This window comes from Methanofollis ethanolicus (assembly GCF_001571385.1).
Lineage (GTDB): Archaea > Halobacteriota > Methanomicrobia > Methanomicrobiales > Methanofollaceae > Methanofollis > Methanofollis ethanolicus.
The window spans coordinates 558,441-570,451 of sequence record NZ_BCNW01000001.1 but is presented as its reverse complement, the minus strand read 5'-3'; the positions used below and the strand labels follow the sequence as shown (position 1 = coordinate 570,451).

Genomic DNA, 12,011 nt, shown 5'->3' with positions numbered 1-12,011 from the left:
GGATGGGGAAGGGGTTTTATGGCTTGACCGGAGAGTAGGCGCGAGGATCATGGCCGCAGTTCCTGCAAGTGTCTTTGTCCCCTTTCTCTCGACAGAGACCCTCATCCTCCTTGTTGTCCTGATGGTCCCGGTCCTCCTGCTGTACCTGTTCATCGTCGTCAGCGAGGAGGCGTTCGAACTCGCGGGGATGAAGGCGTCGCGGGCCCTGGTCATGACGGTCGGGGCGCTGATCGGGAGCCTGATCGACATCCCCTTCGCGGTCACCAACGGCGTGGTCCTTGCCGTGAATGTCGGCGGGTGCATCATCCCCCTCCTCCTCTCGGCCGAGGTGATCGCACGGCAGAGGGTGCGGGCCGGGCCGGCGGCCCTCGCCGTGATCTTCGTCGCCCTTGTCTCCTATTATTTTGCGACGCCGGTGCAGGGGGAAGGGATCCTGATGCCCTTTTATATCGCTCCTCTTGCCGGGGCCTTTGCCGGCATCCTCCTCACCGGGGCGGACATCACCTCGCCGGGCACGGCGTATGTGGGCGGTGCGGTGGGCACCCTCCTCGGCGCCGACATTTTCCTCCTTGCGACGCCGGGGACGATCGAGACGATCTCGGGCGGCGAACCGACCGTCCTCTCCATCGGCGGGGCCGGGGTCTTCGACGGTATCTTCCTCACCGGCATCCTCGCGGTCTTCCTTGCGGCCCTGGTCGCCCGGCGGATCAGGCGGGTGAACTCGGGGCTGTAGCGGGATCGCAACCGCCCTCCGCCGTGCGTTCCTTAGACCGAGAAGAGCGGCCAGGCCTCCCTGATAGGGATTGCCTGCATGCCGAGGCGCCGCGCCGGGATGATATCGTTCGTCATCGAGTCGCCGATGAAGAGGGCCTCCTCGGGTTCGACGCCGATACGCCTGAGGGCGACCTGAAAGATCCGGTTGTCGGGTTTCTTGCATCCGACATCGGAGGAGAAGACGACGGTCCTGAAGAAGGGGGAGAGGCCGAACATCCGGAGTTCGACCTCGGAAAAGACCCGTTGCCCGTTGGAGACGATACCCAGGGGATAGCCATACAGGGCGGAGAGGAGTCTCCGGCTCCGCGGGAAGGCACCCAGCCTCCTGACCGTCGAGGCCCGGAAGGACCGGGCGAAGAGAACCCCGAGGATGGTCTCGTCCAGCGGCCAGGCGGCGTAGTCCCGGCAGATCCCGGCAAAGATCTCCTCGACCCTCACCTCGGGATGGGCCTCCGTGCTCTGTGCCATCATCCCGGCGATCCGCTGCCGGTATTCGTCCCTCAGGTCTTCGGGGGCGATCCGCACCCCCTGGTAGGCCGCCCACGTGCTGAGGGTCTGGTAACCGCAGAGGCCCCTCTCGTCCGTGCTGATATCGAGCAGGGTGTCATAACAGTCGAAGAGTACGGCGCGGACCCGCGTGAAATCTACCGGTGCCTGAGACATGCAAACGCCTCCTTTTTCAGCCATTCCTTTTCATGGTTTCCGATCGAAAGGCGCGCCATACGGAGATAGCCGAGGGCCATGAAGAAGGGGACGCACCCGGTAACGTACCTGAACGCATCGTCCGAACCCGCATAGTGCCAGAGAAAGTGGCCGAGATAGGGTTCGGCCCTCCCGGCGTCGCCGTACCGCCGCCTGAAGGCGTACCTGATCTCGGCGCAGAGGATGCCGGGGTCGTGCGCCGGGTGGGCACCGGTCCAGGCGCTCTCGAAATCGACCGCTACGACCCCGTCCTCCCCGAAGAGATAGTTTGACGGCGTGGCGTCGCGGTGGATCATGCAGCCGCGGCGGCGTTCCAGGGTGCCCGCTGCCTGCCACCTGTCGAGGCGGCGGGTGAAACGATCCCTCTCCCCGGACGAAAGATCAACCTGGCCGAGGACGCCCTGAAAGGTGGCAAACTCTCTCTCCAGGTCGTACGCCGACACACCCCTGCCGTGGAGACGACGCAGGAGGCCGGCGACGTCTGTCAGGCGGCCGAAGAGGGAGGGGTCGTCCCTGAGGAAGTCGAGGAGCGGCCGTCCTCTCACGTATCCGGTGACGAGGGCGCAGTGATAGTCGGCACGGACGGCGATCGGTTCGGGGACCGCGATCCTCCGCCGCGCTTTCTTCAGCATCCTGTATTCGGTTTCCATCGCCTTCTCCGGGTCGAAGCGGTGGTTTGTCCCGGTCGGTTCGGCAAAGAACTTGCTGACGACGCTGACCCCCTCGCCGCGAAAGGCGTACCGGCAGACGGTGTGCGACGCCGGCCTGATCAGGTAGACCTCGGCCGGGGCGTCGGCGTGCCTGATCCGCCCATCGAGGACGGAGACCAGCCAGTCACGGAAGGGGTCGCCGGGGGAGAGGGTGTCGACATGCTGTTCACGCGTCATGGCGCACTCCCCCGCAGCACCTCGGCAACGCTCCACGCCTGCGCGATGCAGCCGCCTGGCCGGTGCGGCGGGTCGCCGTCGAAGCATTCGGAGACCGTGCCGAGGCCGGCGTCGGCGAGGTGGGCGCGGAGGGGGAGGATGAGAGGGCCGGGGTCGACGCCGGGTTCGTAGGCCCTGAGGGCGTCGATGAAGAATCCGAGGAGCCAGGGCCAGACAGTCCCGTTGTGGTACGCGGCGTCTCCGGTGAACCTGCCCGCATACCCGGCCTCGCGGGGCGAGAGGGTGCGCAGGCCGAAGGGCGTCAGCAGTTCGGACCTGACCACTGCGAGTGCCCTCGTCGCCCGGTCGGCCGGCGGGATGCCGAGGGCGAGGGCGACGACCTGGTTCGGCCTGACCGCGGGGTCGGGCGGGTCGATGAGGTCGAAGAAGCAGCCCCTCTCCCCGTTCCAGAAACTGCCGAAGGCCTCTCCGGCCTCGCGGGCCGTCACCGGGCCGTCGATGCCGAGGGACTCGGCGAACCTGAGGGCAGACACCCAGAGGGCATTAACCTCGACCGGTTTTCCGCCGCGGGGCGTGAAAGGGGTGTCCATCCAGGTGCTCCGCGGGGCGACCGAGATGAGGGCGCCGTCGAGGTGCGTCACCGCGCTGTCCTGATAGCCGTCGAGGACGGCCGTAACCGCGGGGCGCATGGAGCGGACGAAGGAGGTGTCGCCCGTTGCGGCCGCATACCGCGCCAGCGCGAGGACGAACCAGAGGGCAGCGTCGGACGACGAATAATCGTCGGGAGGTCTGTTCGGGAGGAGGCCTCCCCGGATCAACCCGGCCCAGCGGGTGAAGATGCGGCGGGCACGGGCGTACTCCCCGCGGGAGAGGAGGAGGCCGGGCAGGGAGACGAAGGTGTCCCGCCCCCACTCCTCCGCGAACCAGTGGTAGCCCGCGAGGATGCCGTCGCCGGCAAGGAAGGTGTCGGCGGCGCGGGAGAGCCAGTCACCCGACTTTTTTGGGGGAGACCATCCTCCGCCCGCGTCGGCAGTCAGCCAGAATGTCCGGTTCTCGCCCTCTCCCTCGAAGACGCCGGGGCAGAAGAGGTCCTCCTTGTGGGCATAGCCCCGCTCTCTGTCCACCTCGTAGAGGACGTCGCGGTAGACGGCCGGGGCCGGGGTGAAGGGGAGGTCAGACCTGACCGCGAGGGTACCGACCTGCACGCCGTCGGGGAGGGATGCGGCCAGAAGGCCGTCGCAGGTTGTCCTCACCTCATGGACGCCGCGGCAGGCGACGAGGGGCGCGATCCTGAGTGTCCCCTCGCCGACGAGGTCGTACCTGACCGAGAGAGCGCCGTCGAAGGAGAGCGTCTTCCGCAGGACCGCACCCCCGGCATGGTAGACGAAGACGGGTTCCGGCGAGAGGGAGACGGCGGCGAGGGCGGAAAGCCCGCGGTCGTCGTTCCTGCCCGCATACGCCGCCGGGGTGAGGGCGGTGCCGTTCAGGTACTCGTCGAGGCCGGAGAGGAGGACGCGGCCGTCCCTGACAAGGAGACCATGATACTTCCGGGTGTTCCCGGCGAGGGAGGAGGAAGCATAGGCGCCGTCCGCGACAAGGAGGTACTCCTTTGTCCGGGCGAACGCCCGGTCCTGAAGGCCGGCGGAGAAGGCGATCACGATCGTTTCCCTCCCCTGACGGCCTCCTCGTAGACCGCCGCCGTCTCCCGCGCCGCCCGATTCCAGGAGAAGAGGGAGACGGCCCGCGCCCTCCCGTTCCTCCCCATCTGGTCGCGCAGGGCGGGATCGCGGAGGACGAGAGAGAGGTAGGTGGCGATGTCGGCCGGGTCATGGGGGTTGATATGAAAACCGCAGATGCCCTCGCCCGCCGGCACGACCTGCTCCCGCATCCCGGAGGTGCCCCGCGCCCCGACGACGACAGGTTTTCCCATCGCCATCGCCTCGGTGCAGACGATGCCGAAGGGCTCGTAGGTCGAGGGGAAGACGCAGACGTCGGCCGCGGCATAGCGGAGGATACGCTCCTTTTCCGGGAGAAAAGAGAACTCCAGGTGGACCCGCCCCTCCCCGACCTCGTCGGCGAGACGCCTGATCTCCCCGTCCATCTCGCCGACGCCGAGGACGAGGAGATGCGCCGCGGGTACCTCCTGCAGGAGCATGCCGAAGGCCCGCAGAAGGATGTCGACCCCCTTCACCCGCGTCAGCCGGCCGATGAAGAGGACGAGGGGGTCGCACCCGATGCCGAGGCGGTCCCTGAAGGCCCGCACCTCCGGCGGGGGGATACGGGCGGGATCGTACTTCGCCGTATCGACGCCATTGTGGACGACCCGGATCTTTTCCGCGGGGACGCCGAGGGCGAGGAGTTCGTCCTCCATCGCATGGCTGACCGTGATGACGGCGGCGGCCTTTTCCAGGGCGCGGGCTTCGAGGGCCCGGACAGTCGGCGACCCTCCGCCCTCTGACCGTCCCCCTTCGGTCGAGTGGACATGGAAGACGAAGGGGATGCCGAGGGACGCGGCCGTCACCATCGCGGCCGGGGCGGCGAGCCAGTCGTGCGCCACCGCGAGGTCGGTCCCCTCGCCGCGGGCAAGGAGGTCGCCGGCGGAGACGATGTTGTAGAAGAGGTAGTCGGCGAAGAAGTGGGCGGCGTCGGGGGGCCAGGCCGCAACCTCGGAGGGCAGGACCACCGGGAGGAGAGGAGCGGGTTCGGGGAGGGGGAGGCGGCGGACACGGGCCCCGGCCCACTCCTCCTCCACGGCCGCGTCCCCCATTCTGAAGGCATAGACGGTGAGGTCGTGGCCTGCCGCCGCAAGGCGCGGGGCCATCTCCAGTGCATATGTCCCCAGGCCGCCCCGGAGAAAGGGAGGGAACTCGTCGAGAAAATAGGCGACCCGCATCAGAGCACCTTCTCGTAGACCTGTTCCATCGCCCGCGCCACCGCCTCCCACCGAAACTCCCTCTCCACCTTCTCCCGGCCGTGCAGGCCGAGGGTGGAGCAGAGTCTGCGGTCGCCGATGACCGTGTTGATCCCGCCCGCGATCCCCTCGGCCGAAACCGGCACCTTGACGCCGTTCACCAGGTGCTCGATGTTCTCGCCGAGGCCCCCGACGTCCGAGGCGACGACGCACCGGCTCGCACTCCAGGCCTCGGTGAGGATCAGGCCGAAAGGCTCGTTCCTGCTCGGGATGGCGACGATGTCCGCGGCATTGAGGAGGCTGACGAAGTCGGGTTCATTGAGATAGCCGAGCACCTGCGCCGGCACCCCCCGGGTATGGCGGGCGACCCAGTCCTGCATGTCGCCCTTGCCCGCGAAGATGAAGTTCGCGTCCCAGCGGTGCCGCAGTACGGACGGGATCGCCTTCACGAGGATGTCCGGCCCTTTCTGGTAGACGAGACGGCCGCCGAAGAAGACGAGAGGCGCATAGGGGTGGATGCCGTACCGGCGCTTCACCGCGCCCTGGTCGACCTGCATCGCAAAGGTTTCCGGGTCGATCCCGTTTGGGACGGCGTCGATCTTCCAGTCCGGGACAGCGTACAGGTCGATCACCTCCGCCCTCAGGGTCTTCGAGACGGCGACCACCCTCTTCGCGATATAGGCGCCGTACCACTCCTTCCCGGAGATCTCGCCGAACTCCCACCACCCGCCTTTCTGGTTGCCGTTCCGCCCGTACTCGGTGGAGTGGAAGGAGAGCACCGTCCGCCTCTCCCGCAGGCGGTGCATCGCCTCGACGAAGTGCCAGTCGTGGAAGTGGAGGACGTCGAAGGGCGGCGAGTCCTCCTCGCTGAACTGGTTGCAGGCCTTCAGGGCGAGGTCTTTGCAGAACTCGACGATGTTGCCGCCGTGCGGGTCGCAGTAGTGGTAGACGACGCCGTTTTTCTCGGGCGGCCCGGAACCGCGGGTGAAAAAGTGGACCTCGTGGTCGCGGGCGAGGGCCTCGGCGAGGCAGGTCGCCGCCGGGGCGAGGCCGCCGACCCTGATGCCATGGAGCGACTCCCAGCAGAAGAACGCGATTTTCAGTCTCCGCAGAGCAAACACCTCCGTGCACGCACCGCCTCCCGCACGTCGTCAGGGGTCGCGCAGGCCGAGACGGCCCGCGCCAGTCTCCGGTCGCCGACCGCACCCCCGATCCACCGTGAGTAGTCGCCGCGGTCGAGGTGCCACCAGACCGACTCGCGGGGCGCTCTTTCCAGGGCTTCCTCGAACTCCCGGAGGCTGTGCGCGGAGACGCCCGCGTACTGCCCGCCGGGGAAGCAGAAGTGGAAGGCGCGGTCGGGCGGAAGAGACGCAACCGCCCGTCTCCCCCTGCCGAGACACCTGCTCTCCAGGTGGGAGAGCACCCGCATGTAGGCGTCATGGGAACCGTCGTTCCCCTCGGGACAGAAGTAGCGGTGCACCTCGCCGCAGGACCCGTCCTTTCGTGCGAGGTAGTAGAAGTGGTCGCTCGTCCCGAGATAGCGCCAGAGGTCCGGGCGGGCCGACCTCGCGGGGGAGTGTTCGAGGGCGAAGAAGGCGCTCTGCTGAACGGGGTTCCCGAGCCATGCAGACGCGTCTTTCTCAAGGTCGGCCCAGGAGACCACGTCTTCGAGGGCTAACTCCCCGGCGGAGGGGGAGGCGGCCGCCTCCGAGGGGAGGAGGGTGGCGACGCCGGCGTCGGCGAAGGCCCCAGGTAGTGCGTCGAGGAAGTCCAGGATGCCGCTCTCCTCACGGTGGTGCTCGCCGAAGGTCTCGTAGTCGATGAAGACATGGGCGCACCTCCCCGGCGATCGGGCGACCCAGGAGGCATAGGTCTCCGCCGTCAGCGGGTGCTTGTCCCACCCGGCCCAGGAGAAGCGGAAGGCAATGTCGTCGGAGAGAGGGCAGTTGCGGAGGAGGAGGGGGAGGCCGTCGCAGGTGTAGGTCTCGTTCGGGTCCCGCCCGCCGAGCAGGCGGTCGGCCCCCTCGGTATAGACCGCGGAGAAACCGAGGTCCCGCACGACGGCGGCGATCCGGTCGTCCAGCGCGAACTCGGTGTTCTCGGCGACCGTCGGCACTCTCCCGAAGAGGTCGTGCATCAGGTCGGCGTGCATTCTCATCTGCAGGTTGAGTTCCTCCGTGTCGGCGAAGAAACCGGCAAGGCTGTGGTAGTAGGTCTGGGCGAGGAACTCGGCGTTTTTGTGGGCCGCCACCTCCGCAAAGAGGGCGAGGGCGTCCGGGCGCCACCTTTCGAGTTGCTCGACGAGCACACCGGAGAGGGAGAAGGCGCACTTCATCCCGCCGTCGAGGGCGTCGAGGACGATCTCCGTCGCCGGGATATAGCACCGGGCGGCGACGCGGTCCAGGATCTCCCGGTTCGACGGATCGAAGTAACACCCCTTCAGGTCACGCCGGCCTCTCGCCATCGCCGGTACAAAATCCCTGTTGAGCCTGAAGGGCTGATGCACTTCAAAGCCCATGCATAGTGATGCCATACATGTCCCCCCCACCTCGACGCGGCCTGACGCCTGTCACCCCTCCTATCCCCGGACGGAATATTAAATGGTATCTTCGGGGAGAGGCGGGGGGAGAGGGGTCTCTCTGAGGGAGGAACCGACACCCTGCCTTCCCCACTCTCTAGACCGGGGGTTTCTCGAAAATCAAAGATTTTCTCGACTCATTTCGGTCGCAGTTCTCTCCTGACTAGCCCCAGGAAGACAGAATGGAAAATCAGAAGGGGAGATTGCCATATCCCTGCCTATCTTAATGAAGGGGGGACCGGGGGGCGCCCCCCGGAGGAGGACGCCAATCAAACGCCTTCCCCACACTCTGGACCGGGGGTAAGCCCCCAGACCTCGAAAATCAAAGATTTTCTCGAATCCCTTCGGTCGTTCCATCTCAGGATAGGTCAGGGAAGGACAGAATAGATTATCCAGAAGGGAAGAGTGCCGGTCCCGTCCCAATCCGGACCTGAGACACACAACCAAAAAAAGCACGGAAAAAAAGGAGGAGCCCCCCGGCGCCTCACTCCGTTTTTCCGGAGTCCCCGTTCGTCCCCTGGATGTCGCAGGAGATGCAGGGCTCGGAGGCCTGCTCCTCGTCCATCACGCGATAGGCGTCGGCAAGGACGGAAGCGTTTGAAGCCAGGCCGGCGATGAGGATCGCCTCCAGGATCTCGTCGCGGGTGGCGCCCTTCGCCTTCGCCGACGCCATATGGTACTCCACGCAGTGGCGGCACTTGAGGGCGGCGCCGACGGCAAGGCTGATCAGCTCGATACACTTCGGGTCGAGATGACTGGTCTCGAAGACCGAGGACTTGTACAGCAGGTGGGAGATGAGCACCTCGGGCCGCTCGCCCATCCGCTTCAGGATCAGCGGCGCCCGCCCGTACTCCTCCTCGATCTCGGCAAGCCAGCGTGATGCGACCTCTGCCTTCCCGCCCTCCAGGACCGCGGCGAGTTTCTCTTCAAACTCCATCTTTACACCATGGTGTTCGTTTCGGAGAAGGGTTTTATCCGGATCCAGATGTAGTTTCTCATTTTCGACGGGAGGACGTCGGCGACATCGCCGACGGTGACGCCTTCCTCGATCTCCAGGGCACGGAGAGCCTTCGCGTAGGACTCATAGGGGAGTTTCACACGCAGACCCGCCATCTGGACGGTGACGGGCGTCGGGTGGGTGACGGCATGGACCTCGGGGACTTTCTCCAGGATCACGTCCATCAGGCGTGCCGGGGAGACGGAGAGGGGATCCTTCGCGATCGCCGCCCGCCTCTCGTCCAGGACGCGGGCCACCTCCTCGACCATCTCGTCCAGGACGGAGAGTTCTTCGGGCCTCTTCGTCCTGTGCATCAGGCGGCCCATCTCGCCGACATAGCCCTCCACGGGCGGGTCGATGACCGCCTTCAGGCGGTCTGTCGGCGGGGCGCCGGTGAGGACGATCGGCACGTGGATGCCCCGGCGGAGGTGGGGGAACTTCTCCTCGATACAGACCTCGAAGTTGCCGAGGACATAGATCGCAAGGTCGTGCTCGTTGATCGTGTCCCTCTCCTCCACATTGAGGTTCGCGATCCTCTTGCCGAAACCGCGGGCGAGGCCGACCATGTTCGTCTTCGCCCCGGCCCGCCGGAGGTACTCGGCGACGTCGCAGGACGAGTGGGGGAGGTGGTGGATCTCCAGGGACGGGGAGACGACGGCGATCTCCGTGCCGACGAGGGGCGCGACCGTCACCTCGCCGCCGAGAGGCCTGCCGACCGTCCGGATCAGGTCCACGTCCTCCTTCGGCACCAGGCACTGGAGGACGACCTCCTGGGCGATCATGTGCTTCTGCACGATGTAGCCGCCGAGGTCCTCGATGAGGTCGACGACCTCGTCGTGCCTGAAGACCCCCCCTTTGTAGGTGATGGGCACAAAGATCACAGACTCACCCCGATCAGTTTCATCTTCTCCGCGACCAGAGTCTCGACAATCTCCGGGTCGAGGGTGTTCTCGCTCGCCACATAGTAAAAGACCCCTTCTCTATGGTGCTCCCGGCGCACCTTGAACCCTTCCGGGGCGATGATCTGGAGGGCGTACACGAGGTCCTTATAGAGACCGTCCTCCGGGTGAGCGACGACGATCTCCTCGATCGCCCGCGGGTCCTCCCCTTCGGGCACCGTCACCACGACGGAGAAACGGTCGGGCTGCTCAACAAAGTCCTTGCCGAAACGGCTCCAGAGAGCCTGGAGCATCGGCGCAAGATAGGTCTCGTCCCCGATCGAGAGGACGGCCCGCCCTTCCTCGTCCACGTTCACGTCGGCGAAGTCACGCACCCGCACAGGGCCGCCGAGGGGGTGGGTCGCCCCGACCGCAACAAAGACCGGCACGTGCGGGTCGATGAAGATGTGGAGTTTCGAGACGACCCTGACAAGGTCGAGATCGAGGAGGACGTCGTTTGCGATCCTCTCGTACGCCTCCCTCCCCTTCTCCTCGGCGCATTCGACGACGAAGTATTCAAGCGCGGCCATTCTCCTACTCTCCCTTCACGAAACCCGAAGCCAGCAGGGCGCACCCCACCGCACCGATATACTGGGAATGGTGCGGGACGACGACCTCGGTCTGGAGGAGTTGGCCCATCGCGTACACCAGCCCCTGGATCAGGGAGGTGCCGCCGACCATGATCACCGGCTCCTTGATGTCCACCTCCTGGAGCTGCTGCTCGAAGACCTGCTCGGCCACCGAGTGGCAGGCCGCCGCGGCGACGTCCTCGCGGGCGCTCCCCTCGGCAAGGGCGTTCACCAGGCTCTGCGTCCCGAAGACGATACAGTACGAGTTCATCGGCACCTTATCGCCCATCCCCTTCATCGCGAGGGGGCCGAGTTCGGTGATGTCGATGCCGAGACGCTTCGCGGTCATCTCCAGGAACCGACCGCTCGCCCCGGCGCAGATCCCGCCCATCGTGAACATGCCGGGTATCCCGTCCTGGACCGTGATCGCCTTGTTGTCCATGCCGCCGATGTCGATGACCGTCGCGGGGCCGTGCTGCCTGTCGGCAAGGTAGACCGCACCCTTCGAGTTGACGGTCAGTTCCTCCTGGACGAGCTGCGCATTGAAGTGTTTGCCGACGAGGTACCGACCGTACCCGGTCGTCCCGATCGCCTGGATGTCGTTCAAGGCGAGGCCGGCCTCGGCCAGGGCGAGGTCGACAACCCCTTCGGCGCTCTTCAGCACCTCCGTCGTCGGGAGCCACCCGGTGCCGACGATCTCGTTGTCCTTCATGACCACCGCCTTCGTCGTCGACGAACCCGAGTCGATGCCCATGGTGATCCCTTCCTGCTCCTCCCGGGCAAGGAGGGCGCGACGCCGGGCGATGGTGGTCAGGGCCTCCATCCTGGTGAGGAGGGTGCCCGCGGTCGTCCTCTCGGTGAAGGAGTACGAGACGACCGGGAGGCTGGAGTTCTCGTGGATGTACCGGCGGAGTTCGTTTCTCACGATCGCCGCCTCGGCACACCTGAAGCAGGTGGCGATGAAGACGGCGTCGGCGTCGATCTTCCCGTCGACGAGGGCCTTCGCCCGCCCGATCGCAAGTTTCAGGTCAGGACTCCTGACGTCGAGGCCGAAGCTCTCGAAGCCCTCCCGCACGTCGTCGAGCATGATGTCGGGGAAGAAGACCTCGGCGTCGACCATCGCCGCGGCATCGTTGATCTCCTTCTGGACGCCCGAGTACTCGGGCCCGCAGGAGAGTTGCGCGATCCGCACCTTCTCAGTCATGGCGATCCCTCCTTCGGAAGACCGCCAAGGAACTCCCTGATCGCGGCGACGAAGGCGACGCCCTCGTTGTCCGAAGTGGGATAATCGAGTTCGAGGACAGGGAAACCCTTGTTCCGCAGGTGGAAGAGGATCAGTTCGTTCGTCCGGGCGCACCCCATGCACCCGAAGGCGAACTCCGGGTCCCTGACGATGACCGCGGCCTCTGCCGCCTCGATCAGGGGGCCGTACACGGCCATCCTCCCCCTGACCCCTGACGGCACCTCGACAGCCGCCCATTTCAGCCCCTTCTTCGGTTCCTCGGGGGTGATCTGGAGGGGCGGGCTCTCGAAGCCCGGAGTCTGGATACGTTCGCGTATGCCGATCGCCGATCCGAGAGGTTCGTGCCCGAACCTGGCGACCATATCTGAGAGGATGAGGCTCGTCGCCGGATAAATAAATACCTTCGCCATTT

At 66.2% G+C, this 12,011-nt stretch carries 12 protein-coding genes; 1 reads left to right on the top strand and 11 read right to left on the bottom strand.

The window, feature by feature from the left end:
- Positions 1-49 precede the first annotated feature (49 nt).
- Positions 50-733: a DUF1614 domain-containing protein gene (locus tag MEFOE_RS02940; protein WP_067048012.1), complete on the top strand. Its 684-nt coding sequence runs from the start codon at positions 50-52 to the stop codon at positions 731-733.
- Between the two features lie 32 nt (positions 734-765).
- Here the strand turns inward: MEFOE_RS02940 and MEFOE_RS02935 are convergent, their stop codons facing one another.
- The 11 genes from MEFOE_RS02935 to MEFOE_RS02885 all read right to left on the bottom strand — a co-directional run bounded on the left by MEFOE_RS02935 (position 766) and on the right by MEFOE_RS02885 (position 12,009).
- Entirely contained in the window at positions 766-1,437 is a 672-nt protein-coding gene (locus MEFOE_RS02935) for an HAD family hydrolase (RefSeq protein ID WP_067048010.1), read from the bottom strand.
- Positions 1,419-2,363 (bottom strand): phosphotransferase family protein, encoded by a 945-nt coding sequence (locus MEFOE_RS02930; protein WP_067048007.1) that lies wholly within the window; start codon positions 2,361-2,363, stop codon positions 1,419-1,421. The genes MEFOE_RS02935 and MEFOE_RS02930 overlap by 19 nt, the downstream gene beginning before the upstream one ends.
- Complete coding sequence (locus MEFOE_RS02925) at positions 2,360-4,021, bottom strand: amylo-alpha-1,6-glucosidase (RefSeq protein WP_067048004.1); 1,662 nt, start codon at positions 4,019-4,021, stop codon at positions 2,360-2,362. Before MEFOE_RS02925 ends, MEFOE_RS02930 begins: the two co-directional genes overlap by 4 nt.
- Complete coding sequence (locus MEFOE_RS02920) at positions 4,018-5,256, bottom strand: glycosyltransferase family 4 protein (protein WP_067048001.1); 1,239 nt, start codon at positions 5,254-5,256, stop codon at positions 4,018-4,020. Before MEFOE_RS02920 ends, MEFOE_RS02925 begins: the two co-directional genes overlap by 4 nt.
- Positions 5,256-6,395 carry a glycosyltransferase family 4 protein gene (locus MEFOE_RS02915; protein ID WP_328585432.1) on the bottom strand — a complete coding sequence of 380 codons (1,140 nt, stop codon included), beginning with the start codon at positions 6,393-6,395 and terminating at the stop codon, positions 5,256-5,258. The genes MEFOE_RS02920 and MEFOE_RS02915 overlap by 1 nt, the downstream gene beginning before the upstream one ends.
- The gene (locus MEFOE_RS02910; protein ID WP_067047998.1) at positions 6,374-7,807 is read right to left on the bottom strand and encodes a glycoside hydrolase family 57 protein; all 1,434 of its coding nucleotides are present in this window, start codon (positions 7,805-7,807) and stop codon (positions 6,374-6,376) included. The genes MEFOE_RS02915 and MEFOE_RS02910 overlap by 22 nt, the downstream gene beginning before the upstream one ends.
- A 529-nt stretch (positions 7,808-8,336) precedes the next feature.
- On the bottom strand, positions 8,337-8,789 hold the full coding sequence (locus MEFOE_RS02905) for a carboxymuconolactone decarboxylase family protein (RefSeq protein WP_067047996.1): 453 nt from the start codon (positions 8,787-8,789) through the stop codon (positions 8,337-8,339).
- A 2-nt stretch (positions 8,790-8,791) separates the two neighbouring features.
- Positions 8,792-9,730, bottom strand: a complete 939-nt coding sequence (locus MEFOE_RS02900) for a methanogenesis marker 7 protein (protein WP_067047995.1) — start codon at positions 9,728-9,730, stop codon at positions 8,792-8,794.
- The gene (locus tag MEFOE_RS02895) at positions 9,727-10,317 is read right to left on the bottom strand and encodes a methanogenesis marker 17 protein (protein ID WP_067047993.1); all 591 of its coding nucleotides are present in this window, start codon (positions 10,315-10,317) and stop codon (positions 9,727-9,729) included. The genes MEFOE_RS02900 and MEFOE_RS02895 overlap by 4 nt, the downstream gene beginning before the upstream one ends.
- Positions 10,318-10,321: 4 nt before the next feature.
- Entirely contained in the window at positions 10,322-11,560 is a 1,239-nt protein-coding gene (locus MEFOE_RS02890) for a methanogenesis marker 15 protein (protein WP_067047991.1), read from the bottom strand.
- Positions 11,557-12,009 (bottom strand): methanogenesis marker 5 protein, encoded by a 453-nt coding sequence (locus MEFOE_RS02885; RefSeq protein ID WP_067047990.1) that lies wholly within the window; start codon positions 12,007-12,009, stop codon positions 11,557-11,559. The genes MEFOE_RS02890 and MEFOE_RS02885 overlap by 4 nt, the downstream gene beginning before the upstream one ends.
- Positions 12,010-12,011 lie beyond the last annotated feature (2 nt).